The organism is Kribbella sp. NPDC051936 (assembly GCF_040680955.1).
Taxonomy (GTDB): Bacteria; Actinomycetota; Actinomycetes; order Propionibacteriales; family Kribbellaceae; genus Kribbella.
In genome coordinates this window covers 782,037-800,082 of record NZ_JBFAXS010000003.1, presented here as the reverse complement: position 1 = coordinate 800,082, position 18,046 = coordinate 782,037, and the positions used below count along the sequence as shown (strand labels likewise).

Annotated in this window: 16 protein-coding genes; 8 read left to right on the top strand and 8 right to left on the bottom strand. The window is 69.9% G+C overall.

Translation table 11 applies throughout. The annotated features are described in order from the left end of the window. Positions 1-407 precede the first annotated feature (407 nt). The 3 genes from AB0L64_RS14040 to AB0L64_RS14030 are packed head-to-tail and all read left to right on the top strand — an operon-like array spanning position 408 to position 3,471. A complete protein-coding gene (locus AB0L64_RS14040) occupies positions 408-1,004 on the top strand; it encodes a helix-turn-helix domain-containing protein (protein WP_363710520.1) in 597 nt (198 codons plus the stop codon). Next, a complete protein-coding gene (locus AB0L64_RS14035; RefSeq protein WP_363710519.1) occupies positions 1,001-1,888 on the top strand; it encodes an ABC transporter ATP-binding protein in 888 nt (295 codons plus the stop codon). Before AB0L64_RS14040 ends, AB0L64_RS14035 begins: the two co-directional genes overlap by 4 nt. After that, positions 1,885-3,471, top strand: coding sequence for an ABC transporter permease (locus AB0L64_RS14030; protein WP_363710518.1), 1,587 nt, complete (start codon positions 1,885-1,887; stop codon positions 3,469-3,471). The genes AB0L64_RS14035 and AB0L64_RS14030 overlap by 4 nt, the downstream gene beginning before the upstream one ends. A gap of 9 nt (positions 3,472-3,480) precedes the next feature. On the opposite strand, the gene AB0L64_RS14025 is transcribed toward AB0L64_RS14030, so the two are convergent. Together AB0L64_RS14025 and AB0L64_RS14020 are read right to left on the bottom strand one after the other, a co-directional pair. Then, positions 3,481-4,251, bottom strand: coding sequence for a DUF1206 domain-containing protein (locus AB0L64_RS14025; RefSeq protein WP_363710517.1), 771 nt, complete (start codon positions 4,249-4,251; stop codon positions 3,481-3,483). A 28-nt stretch (positions 4,252-4,279) separates the two neighbouring features. Next, complete coding sequence (locus AB0L64_RS14020; RefSeq protein ID WP_363710516.1) at positions 4,280-5,275, bottom strand: stage II sporulation protein M; 996 nt, start codon at positions 5,273-5,275, stop codon at positions 4,280-4,282. 45 nt (positions 5,276-5,320) lie between these two features. Here AB0L64_RS14020 and AB0L64_RS14015 point away from each other — a divergent pair, with 45 nt between their 5' ends. Beyond that, complete coding sequence (locus AB0L64_RS14015; protein ID WP_363710515.1) at positions 5,321-6,373, top strand: RDD family protein; 1,053 nt, start codon at positions 5,321-5,323, stop codon at positions 6,371-6,373. Positions 6,374-6,469: 96 nt separating this feature from the next. Here AB0L64_RS14015 and ahcY read toward each other — a convergent pair whose 3' ends face one another. Continuing rightward, the gene (gene ahcY, locus AB0L64_RS14010) at positions 6,470-7,903 is read right to left on the bottom strand and encodes an adenosylhomocysteinase (RefSeq protein ID WP_363710514.1); all 1,434 of its coding nucleotides are present in this window, start codon (positions 7,901-7,903) and stop codon (positions 6,470-6,472) included. A gap of 113 nt (positions 7,904-8,016) precedes the next feature. Between ahcY and AB0L64_RS14005 the strand changes: the two genes are divergently transcribed. Next, the gene (locus AB0L64_RS14005; RefSeq protein ID WP_359935311.1) at positions 8,017-8,376 is read left to right on the top strand and encodes a MerR family transcriptional regulator; all 360 of its coding nucleotides are present in this window, start codon (positions 8,017-8,019) and stop codon (positions 8,374-8,376) included. 97 nt (positions 8,377-8,473) lie between these two features. Here the strand turns inward: AB0L64_RS14005 and AB0L64_RS14000 are convergent, their stop codons facing one another. The 5 genes from AB0L64_RS14000 to AB0L64_RS13980 are packed head-to-tail and all read right to left on the bottom strand — an operon-like array spanning position 8,474 to position 13,269. Then, complete coding sequence (locus AB0L64_RS14000; protein WP_363710513.1) at positions 8,474-9,433, bottom strand: cation diffusion facilitator family transporter; 960 nt, start codon at positions 9,431-9,433, stop codon at positions 8,474-8,476. Positions 9,434-9,452: 19 nt separating this feature from the next. After that, complete coding sequence (manA, locus tag AB0L64_RS13995) at positions 9,453-10,607, bottom strand: mannose-6-phosphate isomerase, class I (RefSeq protein ID WP_363710512.1); 1,155 nt, start codon at positions 10,605-10,607, stop codon at positions 9,453-9,455. Then, positions 10,601-11,677, bottom strand: a complete 1,077-nt coding sequence (locus AB0L64_RS13990) for an SIS domain-containing protein (RefSeq protein WP_363710511.1) — start codon at positions 11,675-11,677, stop codon at positions 10,601-10,603. The genes manA and AB0L64_RS13990 overlap by 7 nt, the downstream gene beginning before the upstream one ends. Further along, positions 11,677-11,883, bottom strand: coding sequence for a Trm112 family protein (locus AB0L64_RS13985; RefSeq protein WP_363710510.1), 207 nt, complete (start codon positions 11,881-11,883; stop codon positions 11,677-11,679). Before AB0L64_RS13985 ends, AB0L64_RS13990 begins: the two co-directional genes overlap by 1 nt. Then, the gene (locus AB0L64_RS13980; RefSeq protein WP_363710509.1) at positions 11,884-13,269 is read right to left on the bottom strand and encodes a phosphomannomutase/phosphoglucomutase; all 1,386 of its coding nucleotides are present in this window, start codon (positions 13,267-13,269) and stop codon (positions 11,884-11,886) included. Between the two features lie 173 nt (positions 13,270-13,442). Here AB0L64_RS13980 and AB0L64_RS13975 point away from each other — a divergent pair, with 173 nt between their 5' ends. Genes AB0L64_RS13975 through AB0L64_RS13965 form a run of 3 tightly spaced genes read left to right on the top strand, consistent with a single transcriptional unit; the run spans position 13,443 to position 18,030 of the window. After that, positions 13,443-16,550, top strand: coding sequence for an FtsX-like permease family protein (locus AB0L64_RS13975; RefSeq protein WP_363710508.1), 3,108 nt, complete (start codon positions 13,443-13,445; stop codon positions 16,548-16,550). Next, positions 16,547-17,386, top strand: a complete 840-nt coding sequence (locus AB0L64_RS13970; protein ID WP_359935299.1) for an ATP-binding cassette domain-containing protein — start codon at positions 16,547-16,549, stop codon at positions 17,384-17,386. The genes AB0L64_RS13975 and AB0L64_RS13970 overlap by 4 nt, the downstream gene beginning before the upstream one ends. Next, positions 17,383-18,030, top strand: coding sequence for an ATP-binding cassette domain-containing protein (locus AB0L64_RS13965; RefSeq protein WP_355696644.1), 648 nt, complete (start codon positions 17,383-17,385; stop codon positions 18,028-18,030). Before AB0L64_RS13970 ends, AB0L64_RS13965 begins: the two co-directional genes overlap by 4 nt. Positions 18,031-18,046: the final 16 nt, after the last annotated feature.

Genomic DNA, 18,046 nt, shown 5'->3' with positions numbered 1-18,046 from the left:
AGCCCAGTCCTCCACTGTCATCACCCTTCACAGGGTCACGCAGGGGGTTCATTTTCAGCCGCCGATAGAGGGTCAGTCTTCACCCGACGTCGACAAGTTGCCGGCTTGCGGCGGCTAGTTGCGAGCTGGCGCTCGCGGGTGAAGGCGAGTCGGCACGACCGAGGTGTGATGTGTCCAGGGAGGTTGGTCAGGCGGGTGATGGGTGATTGGCCGCGGACTGAGCGCTGAGCAGGGGGCGGGTGGGAGCGCGCGGAGTGGGCGGTGAGGAGCGGAGCGACCAGGTCAGCGTCCGCCGAGCACGCGTGGGCTGCATCACCCGCGACCAACCAAACCGGGGCTTTACAAGTGGGCACTTGACTACACGACCGTGTAGGAGTTTGCTGTTGTGTGTAGGGAGAGGAGTGGGGATGGATCGGGCGGTGGAAGATCTCACGGCGCGGGCCCGGATTCGGGATGCGGCGATCAAGTTGTTCGGGGAGCGGGGGATCGAGGGGGCTTCGATTCGGGATATCGCGGCGGAGGCAGGGGTGTCGTCGGGGCTGGTGCGGCATCACTTCGGGTCGAAGGAGGCGTTGCGGGAGGCGTGCGACAAGTACGCGAAGGAGCGGATGCTTCAGATCGGCTCCGAGCTGACCAGGGACGGGGACCTGACCGGGCTCGACCCGCTCGTGCTGCATCCACTCGCGTTCCCGCTGCAGCTGTATCTGGTCCGTTCGATGATGGACGGCTCGGAGACCGCGACCGCGCTGTTCCTCGAGGGGGTCGACGCGGTCGAGGAGTGGACGACGAGTTTCGGCATCGACCCCAAGGACCGGCGCGGGTACGCCGCGGCGCTGGCCGCGATCAAGCTCAGCGTGTTCGTGTTCCGCGAGCAGGTCTCGACGGCGCTGGGCGAGGACATCACCACACCGGCGGGCTACAACCGCATCGGCCAGGCGCTGATGGAGGTCTTCACGATCCCGCTGCTCACCCAGGAACAGATCGAGAAACAGGAGAAGCGATGATCAGCACGGAAGGTCTGGTCAAACGGTTCGGGCGTACCCGGGCCCTGGACGGTCTCGACCTCACGGTGCGAACCGGCGAGGTGCACGGATTCCTCGGCCCGAACGGCGCGGGGAAGACCACCACCATTCGCATCCTGCTCGGGATGACGCGTGCCGACGGCGGTACGGCGCGGGTCCTGGACGGCGACCCGTGGTCGGACGCGACCGAGCTGCACCGGCGGCTCGCGTACGTGCCCGGTGACGTGACGCTGTGGCCGAACCTGTCGGGCGGCGAGGCGATCGATCTGCTCGGCCGGATGCGCGGCGGGGTCGACAAGAAGCGCAAGGCCGAGCTTCTCGAGCGGTTCGACCTCGACCCGCGGAAGAAGGCGCGCGCCTATTCGAAGGGCAATCGGCAGAAGGTCGCCCTGGTCGCCGCGTTCGCGTCCGACGTCGAACTGCTGCTGCTCGACGAGCCGACGTCCGGACTGGATCCGCTGATGGAGGAGGTCTTCCGCGACGTCGTGCAGGAGATCAGCGATCGTGACGGCCGGACCGTTCTGCTGTCCAGCCACATCCTGTCCGAGGTCGAGGCGCTGTGCGATCGCGTCACGATCATCCGGGCCGGCCGCGCCGTCGAGAGCGGCACGCTGAGCGAGCTGCGGCACCTCACCCGGACGTCGATCCAGGCCGAGCTCGTCGGACCGATGAACGGCCTGGCGCAGTTGTCCGGCGTCCATGACCTGAAGGAGATCGACGGGCACGTCCAGTTCGACGTGGACACGGACGAGATCAACCCGGTGCTGCGGCGGCTGACCGAGATCGGCGTACGGAGTCTCGTGAGCCAGCCGCCATCGCTCGAGGAACTGTTCCTGCGGCTGTACGAACCCGAGGCCGTGAAATGACGTCGCTGGCCGGCACCGCCGGTCTGATCCGGCTGATCCTGCGCCGGGACCGGATCGTGCTGCCGCTCTGGATCGTCCTCCTCACGGCGATCTCGGTGAGCTACGTGAAGGAGTACGGCGACCTGTTCCCCACGCCGGACTCGCGGGTCAAGTATGCGAGCAACGCCGGCTTCATCACCTTGTACGGCGAGCTTTCCGGGCCGAGCCTGGGCGAGTTCGTGACGTGGCGGCTCGGGTTCGTGCCGGTGATGGTCGGGCTGATCAGCCTGCTCACGGTGATCCGGCACACCCGCGTCGAGGAGGAGACCGGCCGCCGTGAGTTGCTCGGGGCAACCGTTGTCGGACGGCACGCCCAGCTGGCGGCGGCGCTCATCACGGTCCTCGGTGCGAATCTGGTGCTCGCCGTACTGCTTGCCCTCGGCATGCACAGCCAGGATCTGCCGCTCGGCGGATCGATTGCCATCGGCATCGTGTACGCCGGCACCGGGTGGTTCTTCGCGGCGCTCGGCGCGGTCGCGGCGCAGTTGACGGCCAGCGCGGGAACGGCGCGGGGCATCGCGATCGGTGTCCTCGGCGGGGCTTACGTACTGCGAGCTGCCGGTGATACCAGTGCGCACACGGACGGGCCGCTCGCGTGGTTGTCGTACCTGTCGCCGCTCGGCTGGGCGCAGCAGATCCATCCGTACGCCCAGAACCGTTGGTGGTTGGCCGTCGTGCTGCTGGCAGCAACCATCGCCCTGATCGGAGCCGCGGTTGCCCTCGCTGTACGGCGGGACGTCGGGGCCGGGATCTTGCCGGATCGGCTCGGGCCCGCGGACGGGAAGCTGGGGTCGCCGTTGGCGTTGGCGTGGCGGCTGCATCGTGGGCTGCTGGCGGCGTGGACCGTCGGATTCGCCTTGCTGGGTCTGCTGTTCGGCGGTGTCGCGGAGGGTGTCGGCGACATGATGCGCGACGATCCGGGCATCCAGGAGATGTTCCAGCGGATGGGTGGTGCGGCCGGGCTGATCGACTCGTTCCTGGCCGGTGTGATGACGCTGGTCGGGCTGATCGCGTCGGCGTACGCCGTCCAGGCCACATTGCGGATGCGGGTCGAGGAGAGCAGCGGACGCGCCGAGCCCGTGCTGGCGACCGCGACGAGTCGCTGGCAATGGGCCGCGAGCCACCTGGTGTTCAGCCTGCTGGGCCCGGCCCTCGCACTGCTGGCAGCCGGTGTCGCCGAAGGACTGGCGTACGGCGCGGCAATCGGCGATGTGAGTGGTCAGGTACCGCGGCTGGTTGGTGCGGCGCTCGCCCAACTGCCGGCCGTGTGGGTGCTGGCGGCGATAGCGATCGCGATCTTCGGTCTGTTCCCACGGGCCTCGATGGTGTCGTGGGCCGGCCCGGCGGTCTGCATCCTGATCGGGCTGGTGAGCGCCGGAGTGAGCACAGCCGGCTGGATCCGGGACCTCTCGCCCTTCACCCATCTCCCGTCGCTCCCCGGCGGAGCGGTGTCGGCCGGACCGTTCGTCGCACTGCTCGCGATCGCGCTCGTCGTCGCCTTCGCCGGCCTGATCGGCCTCCGCCGGCGGGACCTCCCGGCCTGACGAGGACCCTCAGCGGCGGGCGTTCCGGGACCAGCTGAAGCAGTAGGCGCCGAAAGCAGCGATGCCGGCCGCGAGCACGGCCAGCAACACCGAGCCGGCGGGTTGTTCCTTGATCGTGTGCAGCGCGGTGTCGAGGCCGCCGGCCTTCTGCGGGTCGTAGGCGATCGCCGCCCAGCCGAACAAAACGCCGACCACGGCGTACGCGAAGCCCTTCGCGCCGTACCCGATCCGGCCCAGCGCGACGGTCACGTCCGAGACGCCGCCCACCAGGTCCTCGGTGAACTTCTTCGTGATCGCCTTGTAGACGTGGTAGCAACCGATCGCGACGATCGCGACACCGACCGCGATGATCACGGCCCGTCCCCAGCCGTGCCCCATCAGCCGGGCAGAGACACTCCGTTGCTGACCGGTTCCCGAACCGCCCGAGCCGACCGCGACCTTCACCGCGCTGATGGCCAGCACCACGTAGACGATCGCGCGTCCGACCGACGACAGCTTCTTGTGCGGTTCCAGGTGGCCCCAGATCACCTGCAGTACCTGCCAGACGGCCAGTGCGAACAGCCCGATCGCCACAACCCACAACAGCACGCCACCGAGCGGCTGGTCCGCCAGTTCCCGCAGGGCGCCTTGCTGTGAAGCCTCCTGCGACGACTTGCCGAACGCGAGCTGCAGGGCGATCCAGGCGATCAGCAGGTGTACGACGCCGTACGCCACCAGGCCGACCGTCACCGCGTACCGGTACGGCCGGCTGTATCGAACTTCCTGGGCGGTAGTAGTCACACCTGAGCAGTTCCCAGTGCGGAAACTGTCAGGCGGAGACGGGTGCGCTCGCCTCGCGGTCCGACTCGTCGATGTCGCCGTACTCACCCTGACGGTACGCGCGGCGACCCAGCGTCCAGACGTACGTGAGGAACGCCAGCTCGGCGACGATACCGATGGTGACCCGGAGCGGCCCGGGCAGGAACGGCGTGACGAACGCCTCGATCAGGCCGGTGACGAGGAGCACCGCGGCCAGGCCGATCGCCATACCGACAGTGGCACGGCCGGTCTGCGCGACAGCCTGCATGCGTGTGCGCGGTCCTGGTACGACCCAGGCCCAGCCGAGCCGTAGGCCGGCCGCGGCGGCGACGAACACCGCCGTGATCTCGAGCAGGCCGTGCGGCGCGATCAGGCTGAAGAACAGACCGCCGCGGTCGTGGCCGATCATCAGTCCGGCGCTCAGGCCCAGGTTGAGCGCGTTGTCCCACAGCACGAAGACGGACGGGATCAGCAGGATGCCGAGCGCGAGGACAGCGGCGCTGATGGTCGCGTTGTTGATCCAGACGCGCAGCGCGAAGTCCTGTGCCGGGTTCTCCGAGTAGTACGCCTCGAAGTCGTGCTCGACGAGCTGCTTGATCTGGTCCGGTGTGGCGATCGAGTCGATCACCTCGGGGTGTGCCAGCACTCTCCAGGCGGCCCAGGCGGCGACCAGGTAGAAGAGCAGACCGATGGTGATCCACCAGCGTCTGGAGGCGTACAGCGCGGCGGGGAAGCTGACCAGGAAGTACTTCGAGATGTCGCGCCAGACAGGTGCCTGGACGCCGGTCACGGCGCCGCGTGCGTCGGCGATCAGACCGGAGAGCCGGCCGATCGACACCGGATCCGCCCCGGCCGCTCGCAGCGCGGCGAGGTGCGTGCCGACCCGCTGGTAGAGGACCACGAGCTCTTCGGCTTCCGCCCCGGACAGGCGGCGCTGGCGGCGAGTCAGGTACGCCAAGCGGTCCCACTGCGGCTGGTGCACCGAGACAAACGCTTCTACGTCCACCGCCACACCTCCTCCACCCGACTGGTGGCAGACTAACCGGACCTAGTGTCTACGCAGGAGGGGGGCGGCGGAGTGTCCCAGCTGGTCACCGGCGAAGCAGTCGTCCTCCAGGTGCGGATCGCCCGGATGCCCACGCGGGCGCTGGCGTGTGCGATCGACATGCTGCTGCAAGGCATCGTGCTGAGCGTGCTGATCGCGCTCCTGGCCGGCTTCCTGTTCGGGAGCGAGGTCAGTGAGGCGCTGGCGGGTGCGCTGATCTTCGTCGTCGTGCTGCTCGTGGTGGTCGGCTACCGGGTCGTGATGGAGACGCTGACCCGCGGGCGGACGCTCGGCAAGATGGTGCTCGGGCTGAAGGTGGTGCGCGACGACGGGAGCTCGATCCGCTTCCGGCACGCGCTGGTGCGGACGCTGATGTGGTTCTTCGTCGACTTCGCGCCGTGGTTCGCGGCCTGTCCCGGGATCGTCGCTAGCCTGATGAACAAGCAGGGCAAGCGGATCGGGGACATGGTGTCCGGGACGGTCGTCATCCGCGAGCGCAACCAGCCGATGGCGTCGCCGCCGCTGTTCGTGCCCGGTCATCTGGTCCAGTGGGCGCAGTCGCTGGAGCTGTCGCGGCTGTCCGACGAGCTGGCGAATGCGGCCCGCGACTACCTGGCCCGCTTCACCGAGCTCCTGCCCGGCCCGCAGTACGCACTCGGCGAGGCACTGGCCGCCCGGGTTGCTGCCGTCATCGCGCCGGCGCCGCCGACCCAGGTCATCGCCCCCGCCTACCTGTCGGCCGTCCTCGCCGAACGCCGCCGCCGCGAACTCCAACGCCTCTCCACCCACCGCCCCCTGCCGACCGGCCCTTTCCCCTCCACCTCGCCATACCCACCAGCCCCATCACCGTACGGCCCAGCCGCCCCGGCCCCGGCCCCGTCGTACGCCGTGCCCGTCGGCCCGTTCGCCCCGCCCAGCCCGTACGGCGCCCTCCCGCCGGCTCCTCCGCCGCCCGGCCTCTTCGCGCCACCCGCACCGCCGGCCCAGTCCCGTCCCGCGACCGTGAACGCCGAAGGCTGGGCCGCCCCCGGCAGCAACGAAGCCGGCCACTGGTCCTGAGCCGTCCTCGGCCGGGTCGCTGACAAGGACCTGTTTACCGCGATCCGATGAAAACACCCCCCGCGCCACGGCGCGGGGGGTGTTCACAGAACGACCTCAGTAGCGGTAGGCCTCGGCCTTGTACGGGCCCTCGACCGGTACGCCGAGGTACGCCGCCTGCTCCTTGGTGAGCTCGGTCAGCTTCACGCCGAGCGAGTCCAGGTGCAGCCGGGCGACCATCTCGTCGAGGTGCTTCGGCAGCACGTACACCTCGGTTGGGTAATCGGCGGTCTTCACGAACAGCTCGATCTGCGCGAGGACCTGGTTGGTGAACGAGTTCGACATCACGAACGACGGGTGCCCGGTGGCGTTGCCGAGGTTCAGCAGCCGGCCCTCGGACAGCACGATGATCGTGTGGCCGTCGGGGAAGCGGAACTCGTCGACCTGCGGCTTGATGTTGACCCGCTCGATCCCCGGCACCTTGTACAGCCCGGCCATGTCGATCTCGTTGTCGAAGTGGCCGATGTTGCCGACGATCGCCTGGTGCTTCATCGCCGCCATGTGGTCGGCGGTGATGACGTCCTTGTTGCCGGTCGTGGTGACGAAGATGTCGGCGATCCCGACGACGTCGTCCACGGTCGACACCTGGTAGCCGTCCATCGCGGCCTGCAGCGCGCAGATCGGGTCGATCTCGGTGACGATCACCCGCGCACCCTGACCGCGCAGCGACTCGGCGCAGCCCTTGCCGACGTCGCCGTACCCGCAGACGACCGCGACCTTGCCGCCGATCAGGACGTCGGTGGCGCGGTTGATGCCGTCGATCAGCGAGTGCCGGCAGCCGTACTTGTTGTCGAACTTCGACTTGGTGACCGAGTCGTTGACGTTGATCGCCGGGAACAGCAGCGCGCCGGCCTTGTGCATCTCGTACAGCCGGTGCACGCCGGTGGTGGTCTCCTCGGTAACACCCTTGATGCCCTGACCGATGGTCGTCCACTTCGTCGGCGACTCGGCCAGCGTCCGGGTCAGCAGGCTCAGGACGACGCCGTACTCCTCGGAGTCCGCGGTCGACGGGTCCGGCACGGCGCCCGCCTTCTCGAACTCGGTGCCCTTGTGGACGAGCATCGTGGCGTCGCCGCCGTCGTCGAGGATCATGTTCGGGCCTTCACCGGGCCAGGTCAGCGCCTGCTCGGTGCACCACCAGTACTCCTCCAGCGTCTCGCCCTTCCAGGCGAACACCGGGACTCCGGCGGGGTTCTCGGCCGTGCCGTCCGGGCCGACGACGACCGCGGCCGCCGCGTGGTCCTGGGTGGAGAAGATGTTGCACGACACCCAGCGCACCTCGGCGCCGAGCGCGACCAGCGTCTCGATCAGCACGGCGGTCTGGATCGTCATGTGCAGCGAGCCCATGATCCGCGCGCCGGCCAGCGGCTTGCTCTCGCCGTACTGCTCGCGCATCGCCATCAGGCCCGGCATCTCGTGCTCGGCCAGCCGGATCTCCTTGCGCCCGAACTCGGCCAGGCCGAGATCCGCCACCTTGTAGTCGAAGGTCATGCCGCTCCCCTGCTGAAGACTGTGATTACTACCTGCCCGAGCCTAGAGGGCCGAGCCACGCGGTTTGATCGCTCCAGGCGCATTTTTGACACCGAAATGTCAGGATTGATGCTATGCGCATCACCGAGGCCGCTCGCCAGTTGGGTACCACTCCGCGCATGCTCCGCTACCGGGAGGCACTCGGGCTGTTGCCGCGCTCCCGCTCCGAGCACACGTCACAGCGCCAGTACGACGACCGCGACCTCGCCGCCGTCCGGCTGGCGCTCGACCTCGAACGCCGGTACGACGTGACGCCGGCGGCACTCGCCTTCGCACTGCGCGCGCTGGCCGAGCCGTCCGTGGCGGCCGACATCCGCAACCTCGGCTATCGCACCGGCCGCCTCACCGCGCCGCCGACCCAGGCCGAGATCGACCGCGACCGCGCCCTCCGCTGGCTCGGCCGCTCCGGCGTACTGCCACCCAGACCACGGTGATGTCCATCTGCGGGGTCAACCCCCGCGATGGACGGTTCGCCTACCGGCATGCGCGGTGCCAACCGGCAAGGTGAGGGGTTGACCCCTGAGATGGGCGTTAGTGGGACGGGGCCTCGGGGACGGCGGGGCGCTCGTCGGGGACGTGGTGCTCGTGGAAGATGTCGGGCTCGAGGTAGATGTGCTGACTCATCGGCTCGGCGGCGCGGACGGCTCGCTCGGCGGCGTCGATGGTCTCCGCGACGACGGCCGCGTCGGCGGTCGGCTCGACGCCGAGCTTCGCGGCGACCAGGACCTCCTCCGGGCCGAGGTGCAGAGTCTTGATGTGGATCAGGCGCTGGACACCCGGGGTGTTCTCGATCGCGGCGACGATCCGGGCCTGGGACTCGCGGGTCGCGGACTCGCCGAGCAGCAGCGACTTCATCTCGATCGCCAGGAAGACCGCGACGCAGACCAGCAGCGCGCCGATCGCCATCGACCCGAGACCGTCGAACACACCGTTGCCGGTGGCAAGCGTCAGGACGACGCCGATCAGCGCCAGCACCAGACCGGTGAGCGCCGCGAAGTCCTCGAGCAGGATGACCGGCAGCTCCGGGGCGCGCGCGTTCCGGACGAATTTCACCCAGGACACGTGTCCGCGGAGCTTGTTCGCCTCGACGATCGCGGTCCGGAACGACAGGCTCTCCATGACGATCGCGACCACCAGCACCGCGACCGGGACCCACTTCCAGTTGTCGATCCCGTGCGGGTCGTGCACCTTGTGGTAGCCCTCGTACAGCGCGAACAGACCACCCACGCTGAACAGCACGATCGACACGATGAACGAGTAGACGTACCGCTCCCGGCCGAACCCGAACTGGTGCAGCTCGTCGGCCTCGCGCTTGGCCCGCTGACCGCCGACCAGCAGCAGCACCTGGTTGCCCGCGTCGGCGAGCGAGTGGATCGCCTCGGCCAGCATCGAGGCCGACTGGGTCAGCGCCCAGGCGGCGAACTTGGTGACCGCGATCCCGGTGTTCGCCAGCAAAGCCGCGACAACGGCCTTGTTCCCGCCACCAGCCATGGTTGTTCAGGTCCTCCAGTTAGCGTGCGGCGACGACGAACGCCGTGCCGGAACCACGCAGGGTACAGGGTCCTTCGGGTCCGGCGAGGAACGCCGACTGACCAGCGGACAACGTCACGACGGATTCCTTGCCGGCAGCATCGACAGAGCCGTCCACACAGCAGACGATCCGCGGCCCGACGCCGTCGATCGTGCGCTCGCCCGACGACAGGTCCACCCGGTGAATCGCGAAGTACTCACACCCTGTCTCGTAGATCCCGTCCGCCGTCGCGGTCAGCACCGGGTCGGCCAGCGGCTCGAAATCCACCACCGAGACGAGCTCCGGTACGTCGACGTACTTGCTCGTCAGCCCGCCGCGCAGCACGTTGTCGGAGTTCGCCATCACCTCGAAGCCGAGGCCCCGCAGGTAGGCGTGCACGTTCCCGGCCGGGAGGTACACGGCGTCGAACCGCTGCAGACGCACCCTGTTCAGCAACAGGGCCGCGAGCACACCGGGGTCATCCGGGAAGTCCGCGCACAGCTTCGCGAGCGTCTCGCGCTCCAGGGGGAACGCGTCGCCCGGGTACTGCGCGACGGCCTCGCCCAGGGCCGCGACCAGCGGGCGGATCGCGTCCCGGTCGGTGCTCATGAAACCGCTGAACGCGTCCTGGAGCTTGCCGTTGCGGAGCAGGTCCGTGAGCTCCTCGAACCCGGCCGGGGCCAGCGCGTCGAGGAGCGCGACCGTCGCCTCCAGCGGCCGGAAACCCACCAGCGCGTCGAACGGCTCCAGCGCGATCAGGATCTCCGGCTTCGGCCAGGCATCCTTGTAGTTGCGGTCCGCGGCGTCCCGTGGGATCGCGGCGGCCTCGTCCCGCTGGTACCCGTCGATCGCCTGGTCCCGCGACGGGTGTGCCTGGATCGACAACGGCTGCGCCGCCGCGAGCAGCTTCGCGAGGAACGGGAACCGGCCGTCGAACCGCTCGGCCGTCTCCTCCCCCAGCACCGCGCCCGGGTCGGCGGACACCGCGTCGTACAAGGTGTCGCCGTTCGGCAGGACCGACGGAGCGGACTCGTGCGCACCCATCCACAGCTCGGCCTGCGGCTCGCCGGTCGGCTGTACGCCGAGCAACTCCGGCAGTGCGGTCGGCGAACCCCACGCGTAGTCGCGGATGGTGTTCTGCAGCGGGACTACCACGCCGGATCCTCCGAGGGGTTGCCTGACCCGACCGGGTCGTCCACGGTCGCCATGCCGTACCGGCCGAGGCCGATCCCGAGATACGCCGCGGCGTAGCGACCCTGCTGGGTCAAAGCGGCGTACCGGGCGACATCCGTGCCGCTGGCCTGCCTGATCGTGTGCACCCGGACGTCGTGTGCCTCTGCCTTGGACTCCAGCTTGTCGCGGTGCTCGGCGATGCCGGCCTCGTCGACACCGTCGTCCAGGATGATCAGCGCCGGCCGTAGCTCCTCGGGCTTGTCGAACGGGTCGGCGAACAAGTCCCGCGGCGGCTGGTTCAGCACCGGAAGCAGATGGCCCGCGTCCGCGGCCAGGGCCGGCCGTCCACTGGCCAGCCGTAGCGCCTCGACGACACGGCGGGCAGCACGCGCTGCCAGGACAGAGCCACCCCAGACCAGCGGCAACGCATCCGCCAGCACCAGAGCGAGCTCCTTCGCCGGGTTGGCCGCCACATCGTTGTTGGGCGAGCACTCGATCGCCACGTCGTCCAGCAACGCCGCCACGGCCTTGTGGTCGACCTCCGGGCCCAGCTCCATCTGGTGCAGCGCCTGAAGCACGGCGACGGCCGCAGCCAACTGGTCGTCCGACTGGGACGGCAGCCGGATCGCATGCCGGAGACCGGCCGAGGCGATCGCCACCGGCGAGTCCTCCGGCGCGGCGACCATCAGCCCGCAACCACGCCGTACCGCTTCACCGGCGGCCGACACCGCGTCCGTGTCCTCGGCGGCACCACCGAGGACGATCACCAGGTCCAGCGGGCCGGCCCAGCCGGGCAGCCCGGGACCGGGCCAGGCGAGAAACGGAACCGGGCAGAGCGGCTCCAGCACGGCCCGGACCAGCCGGGCGTCGCGGCCCGCGGCCACCACGGCCCGCGGCCGGAAGCCGTCGGACTCCAGCTTGGCCAGCACGTCCTCGGACGCTTCCAGCTCGGCGCGGATCCGGGCACCGGCCATCGCCAGGCGGCGCAGCAGGTGGTCCGAGGCCTCGAGTACCGCCGGGTCGTCCAGCCGGGTGTCGTCGAAGACGCTCATCAGCTGCTCGCGGATTCGGACTCCGCGCGCGTGTCCCGGGCCTCGTCGATCAGCAGCACCGGGATGTCGTCACGCACCGGGTACGCCAGCGCGCAGGCGGCGTTGGTGCAGATCAGCTCGTTCGCCTCGTCGTCCACCCGGAACTCCGAGCGGCACTTCGGGCAGACCAGGATGCTCAGCAGATCCGGGTCCAGATTGACTGCCATTCAGTTCTCCTCCACCGATGCGCCGGTGATCAGGGCCAGTACTTCGTCACGGACGCGTTCCATCTCGGCCCGGTCCGCGGCCTCGACGTTCAGCCGCAGCAACGGCTCCGTGTTCGACGCACGGACGTTGAACCACCACTGTCCCGCCGACACCGTCAACCCGTCCAGATGGTCGACCGTCACGCCGTCGACGCCAGAATATGTGTCCTCGATCGCCGCGACGGTCGCCGCCGCGTCCGCGACCTTGTTGTTGATCTCGCCGGACGCCACGTACCGCTCGTACTCGGCGAACAGCTCGCTGGCCGGCCGGTCCTGCTCGCCCAGCGCCGCGAGCACGTGCAGCGCGGCCAGCATGCCGGTGTCGGCGCGCCAGAAGTCGCGGAAGTAGTAGTGCGCGGAGTGCTCGCCGCCGAACACCGCGTCGGTCTCGGCCATCTTCTGCTTGATGTTGGAGTGCCCGACCCGGGTGCGGACCGGGACGCCGCCGTGCTCGGCGATCAGCTCCGGGACCGCCTTGGAGGTGATCAGGTTGTGCAGGATGGTCGCGCCCGGGTGCTTGGCGAGCTCGCGGACGGCGACCGCGCCGGTGATCGCGCTCGGCGAGATCGGGTCGCCCTTCTCGTCCACCACGAAGCAGCGGTCGGCGTCGCCGTCGAAGGCCAGGCCGAGGTCGGCCCCGGTCTCGCGGACCTTGGCCTGCAGGTCGACCAGGTTCTTCGGGTCCAGCGGGTTGGCCTCGTGGTTCGGGAAGCTGCCGTCGAGCTCGAAGTACATCGGGACGATCGTCACCGGGCCGTCGGCGAACACCGCCGGGACGGTGTGGCCGCCCATGCCGTTGCCGGCGTCGACGACCACGGTGAGCGGTCGGATGCCGCTCAGGTCGACCAGGTCGTGCAGGTGGTCGGCGTACGCCGTGAGCAGGTCCTTGCGGGTGATGTGCCCGGTCGCGGACCCGGCCGCCGGGCGCTCGGTCAGGGCCTTCGCGACCAGGTCGGCGATGTCGCGCAGACCGGAGTCGGAGCCGACCGGGGCGGCGCCCGCGCGGCACATCTTGATGCCGTTGTACTGCGCCGGGTTGTGGCTGGCGGTGAACATCGCGCCGGGCAGGTCGAGCCGGCCGGACGCGAAGTACAACTGGTCGGTGGACGCCAGGCCGATGTCGATGACGTCCGCCCCGGTGCTCGCCACGCCCTCCGCGAACGCGGCCGCCAGCGCCGGGCTGGACGGGCGCATGTCGTACCCGATCACCACCGCGCCGGGCCCCGCGAGCACGTCCAGGACCTCGACGAACGCCGCGCCGGTCGCCCGGGCCACCGACTCGTCCAACTGCTCCGGCACAACCCCCCGGACGTCGTAAGCCTTGAAGATCCCCGCAACATCAGCCATGCACGGACCCTATCCGGCCCGTCGGCCAAGCTGTATCCCAGCCTCGCTCCGCGTGCGGCAGGCAACAACTGGGCATCGTTGTCAGCCGGCGTCCTGACGCTGCCCCTCTCGTTCCGTATGTTCGGTCCTTGGTCACCGACAGGCGTGACCTGGCGGCTGGGGGGTGGCCAAACATGTTCCTGCGGCAGGCTCTGCGGTACCGGTGGTCCCAGGCGATGGTCCTGGCCGGGGTCAGCCTGTTGATCGGCACCTGCGCGGCGTTCGCGCCCTGGTTCGCGCGCGCGGTCGAACAGACCGTCACGACCGAGACCCTGGCGCGCCAGTGGAACTCGGCGGCCTGGCAAGTCAAGACGGTCCCGAAGACGATCGTCGGCGGATCGGCCGAATCGACTCCGCCGGAGGAGCTCGACCAACTCGTCCCTGCCGACCTGAAGCAGCAGTTCACCCCACCTGTGTACGGGCGGGCCGCAGCAGTGATCTGGGGCCTCGGCGACGACAGACCGACCGTCCAGAGCCGGGTGGTCTGGCGGGACGGTTACTGCGCCCAACTCGAACTGACAGCCGGCCGGTGTCCCCGCAGCCCCGGTGAGGTCGCCGCGTCGGCAGCAGACGCGAAGAACTTCGGACTGGCGGTCGGGGCGACGATCAATGCCCAGACGGCCAGCAACCCCACCCGCAGCCCGCTCCGGGTGGTCGGGATCTACCAGGCGGACGCCGAGGCCATCTACTGGTTCGGCCGGAGACCGATCGGGAACTCGCGGCAGGCCAGCGACTCCCAGGCCGCGCTCGGCGACTTCCTGCTCACCGAGCGAGACACCCTCTCCGCGGGGCCTTGGGGCGCCTACTCGACGCTGGACACCCGCCCGCAGCCGGGAAGCGTGCGAGTCGACGACCTGGCTCGGATCCGTCAGGTGACCGATCAGCTCGAAGCACAGATCGCCGAACGCGGCATCGACGCGCAGAACAGCTCAGGACTGATCGACGTCATCGACGGCATCCAGGCGGAGCGACGCCAGGCCACGACGATCATTCCGCTGGTGATGGTGCAGGTGGCCCTGTTCGGCGTGGTCGTCCTGGCACTCGCGCTGGCCACAGTGGTCGACCAGCGCCGCCCCGAGCTGGCCGTCTCGCGACTCCGCGGGTCGGGGGCAGGGTCGATCGGCCGGACGCTGGCCGTCGAGCTGAGCGTGCCCGTGCTGCTCGGTACGGTGCTTGGCGCGGCCGCCGGTTTCGCGATGCTCCTCGCCGTACGAGCGGCCTGGTTGGCCGGAGTACCGCCCCTGGAAGTGCCGTGGACGGTTCCGGCAGCGGTCGGTCTCGCAGCTCTGGCAGGGCTGGCAGTCGTCGCGCTGTCGGTTCGTACGGTCGTACGCCGGCCGATCTCCAGCCTGCTCCGGCGGATCGCGCCCCGCGGAAGCCACCGGACCATCGGTCTGATCGATCTGATCGTCATCGTCGTCGCATCGGCCGGACTGGTGACCGGACTGACCAGCGGCGGACGGGGTCCGTTGCCGATCCTGACCCCGACCCTGCTCGCGCTGGCCGCCGGCTTGGCCTTCGCCCATCTGCTGCTCCCGGTCGCCGGCCTGGTGAGCCGTCGGGCGCTGCGCAACGGGCGTCTCGGTCTCGCGCTCGGCGCTCTGCAGGTGGCCCGGCGTCCAGCCGTGACGCGGCTTGTCGCCGTGGTCGCCGTCGCGACCGGCCTGGTGTCGTTCGCCGGTCAGGCGGCTTCGGTGGCCGGTCGCAACCGGGACACCAGGGCCGGCTACGAGACCGGCGCCGAGGCGGTCCTCGCGATCGACACCATCAACCTCATCGACTTCACCGCGGCGATCAACAAGGTCGATCCCGACCGGCGCTGGCTGACGCCGGTCGTGCTCACCCAGGCGCCCGCGGCCGAGAGTCTGCGCGCCGTGCTCATCGAGCCGGACAGCTACCGGCGGATCGCCTTCCGCGGCGACCGGCTTGCCGAAACCGAGGGGTTCGGCAATCTTCGGGCGCCGGCGGAGCCGCAGCCGATCAAGGTCGTCGGCGACCAGTTGAAGGTGACCGCCGACGTCGGCACGACGGCGTCGTACGCACCGCCCACCAGTGACGGCGAGGAGCTCACTCCCGAGGGCCGCGCGAGATCCGTGATCCTGCAGGCGACGGTGGTCAACCAGCGCAGAGGGGCGCGCTACCTGGTGCGCTTCCCGCCGATACCGCTGGGCCGCAGCGGCCCGGTCCAGCTGAGTACGCCGATGGACTGCCGGCCGTCCTGCCAACTGATCCGGCTCGGAGTCGCCCGCGAGGTGGGTGACCCCGTGGGCGCCAAGGGCGAGATCGCGATCAGCCGGCTGGCGACCGATACCCAGCCGTCGATCCCGCTGGGCAGGGCCCAGGACTGGACGAGCGGCCCGCCGGCAGGGGACGACGACCAGAGCCATATCGCAGCGAAGAGCCGGCCGAACGGACTGACGCTCGAGGTGACCAGCCTCGGGAGCGACCTGACCCTCCAGCACGCCGCGATCCCCTCGCCTGTCCCGGCGCTGGTGAGTCAGGACTTCTCCGTCAGCGAGGTCCAGACCGTACCCGGCCTCGACGGGTTGTCGATCCCGATCACCAAGGTGGACAGCCTGCGGACACCGATGCCGCGGCACACCGAACGTGCTGCCGTGATGGACCTGGAGACCGTCCGCCGGCTCGGCGGGAACGTCGACGACACCTCGACCGATCTCGAGCTCTGGCTGAACGCCGACGGGCTCGCGAACCTCGGCAAGGTCGTCGACGGGCTCACCGCGGCCGGGCTGACCCCGACCCTCGTCGATCGGCGGTCCGACCGGATCGAGGGGTACGGGCGCTCCGCCAGCGCCCTCGCGCTCCAGCTCACCCCGGTCGTCGGACTCGCCAGCTGGGCGCTCGCGGTCATCGTGCTGCTGCTGATGGGCGTCAGCTCCTGGCGATCCCGCGCGCAGGACTACGCGAGCCTGCGGATCAACGGCGTACCGGCGTCGACGACCGGAGGGGCCGCACGGTGGGAACAGACCGGGCCGGTCGCGTTGGCAGCCTTGCTCGGGTCGGCCTGCGGCATCGTCGGCGCCCATATCGCGCTGCCCATGTTCCCGCTGTTCGCGGAGACGTCCGAACCGTCGCCGATCCCGCTCGACCTGGCGATCAACTGGTCCGGAGCGGTGATTCTCTGGCTGGCCGGCACTCTGGTGCTGACGGCGACCACGTTGGTCCTGGGCACCGGCGTGAACCGGCGCGCGGGTTACGTCCGGATCCGGGAGGAGCTGTCGTGAGCGGCCTGGCGATCAGCACGAGCGGGCTGGTGCACATCTACCGCAGCCAGGGCCATGACGTCGCGGCCTTGTCGGGCATCGGCATCACGGTGCGTCCCGGTGAGTTCGTCGGACTGCTCGGCCCGTCCGGCGCCGGCAAGTCCACGCTGCTGCAGCTGTGCGGCGGCCTGCTGACGCCGAGCGCCGGTCGCCTGCAGATCGGCGAGCACAACCTGACGACGATGACCGAGCCGGAGCTCGACCGGATGCGCGCACGCGACATCGGCATCGTGCTGCAGGGAGCCGGGCGCAATCTGATCCCCTACCTGTCCCCCGTCGACAACGTCCGCTACGCACAGCGTGCCGCGGCGCGCGACCAGTCCCTACCGGCGCCGGAGGAGGTCCTCGACCTGGTCGGTCTGGCCGACCACGCCCGAACGCCGCTGACGTCGCTGACGCCCGGGCAGATCCAGCTCTGTGCGGTAGCGGTCGGGATCGCCACGTTCCCCGGCCTGCTGCTGGCCGACGAGCCCACGAGCCAACTCGACCACCGGGCCAGGGACGAGGTGCTCGCCGCGATCTCGACCGTCAACGAGAGCACCGGTATGACGGTGCTGCTGGTCACCCACGACCCCGAGGTCGCCGCGGTGCTGCCCCGGACCGTCACCATCCGCGACGGCCGGATCGCGTCCGAGGGGCGCAGCGGCGAGGAGTTCGCGGTCGTCGCCACCGACGGGTCGCTGCCGCTGCCGCCGCACGTCGCCGAACTGCTGGCCCCCGGAACCCTGCTCCGCGTCACCACCACCGAGGACGGCGACGTTCGCCTGAGCCCTGTACAGCAAGAAGGTCAGTCGTGATCACGGTCTCCAACCTCACCGTCGCCTACGACGAATTGGTCGCCGTCGCGGACGTGTCGCTGCACGTGCCGCCGGGGTTCGTTCTCGCGGTCAGCGGGCCGTCCGGCGCCGGCAAGAGCTCGCTGCTGTGGGCCATCGCCGGCGCGGTCCGGGCGAAGTCCGGCCACGTCGAGGTCGACGGCCTGACGATCGCCGATCGGCCCGCGGCCGCGGCGCACGGCGTCGTACTGATCCCGCAGGGCAACGGTCTGGCCCGGGTCCTGACCGCCCGGGAGAACCTCTCGCTGCCGCTGCTCGCCAAGCGCACCGAGCCGGAAGCGGTCGACCGTCACGTCGAGCAGGCACTGGCCGACGTCGGGCTGCAGGACAGCGGCGACCATCTGGTCGAGGAACTGTCCGGCGGCGAGCAGCAACGCGTCGCCGTCGCCCGCGGACTCGCCCAGCAGGGCCGCGTCATCCTCGCCGACGAGTCCACCAGCGAACTCGACGGCACGAACCGTGAGCGAGTGCTCGACCTCCTCCGCCGGGAGGCCGGCCGCGGCGCCGCGGTGATCATCGCTACGCATGACCCCAACGTCGCGGCCGGCGCCGACGGCCACGCCACCATGGACGAAGGCCACCTGACCTGGCAGCGGAGACTCTGAGAGCCGAGGTCCTGTC

Coding starts and splice junctions, on each gene's coding strand:
- ahcY (WP_363710514.1), bottom strand. CDS start 7,903: ATGACCTTCGACTACAAGGTGGCGGATCTCGGCCTGGCCGAGTTCGGG.
- AB0L64_RS14035 (WP_363710519.1), top strand. CDS start 1,001: ATGATCAGCACGGAAGGTCTGGTCAAACGGTTCGGGCGTACCCGGGCC.
- AB0L64_RS13975 (WP_363710508.1), top strand. CDS start 13,443: ATGTTCCTGCGGCAGGCTCTGCGGTACCGGTGGTCCCAGGCGATGGTC.
- AB0L64_RS14030 (WP_363710518.1), top strand. CDS start 1,885: ATGACGTCGCTGGCCGGCACCGCCGGTCTGATCCGGCTGATCCTGCGC.
- AB0L64_RS14000 (WP_363710513.1), bottom strand. CDS start 9,433: ATGGCTGGTGGCGGGAACAAGGCCGTTGTCGCGGCTTTGCTGGCGAAC.
- AB0L64_RS13985 (WP_363710510.1), bottom strand. CDS start 11,883: ATGGCAGTCAATCTGGACCCGGATCTGCTGAGCATCCTGGTCTGCCCG.
- AB0L64_RS14040 (WP_363710520.1), top strand. CDS start 408: ATGGATCGGGCGGTGGAAGATCTCACGGCGCGGGCCCGGATTCGGGAT.
- AB0L64_RS14005 (WP_359935311.1), top strand. CDS start 8,017: ATGCGCATCACCGAGGCCGCTCGCCAGTTGGGTACCACTCCGCGCATG.
- AB0L64_RS13980 (WP_363710509.1), bottom strand. CDS start 13,269: ATGGCTGATGTTGCGGGGATCTTCAAGGCTTACGACGTCCGGGGGGTT.
- AB0L64_RS13990 (WP_363710511.1), bottom strand. CDS start 11,677: ATGAGCGTCTTCGACGACACCCGGCTGGACGACCCGGCGGTACTCGAG.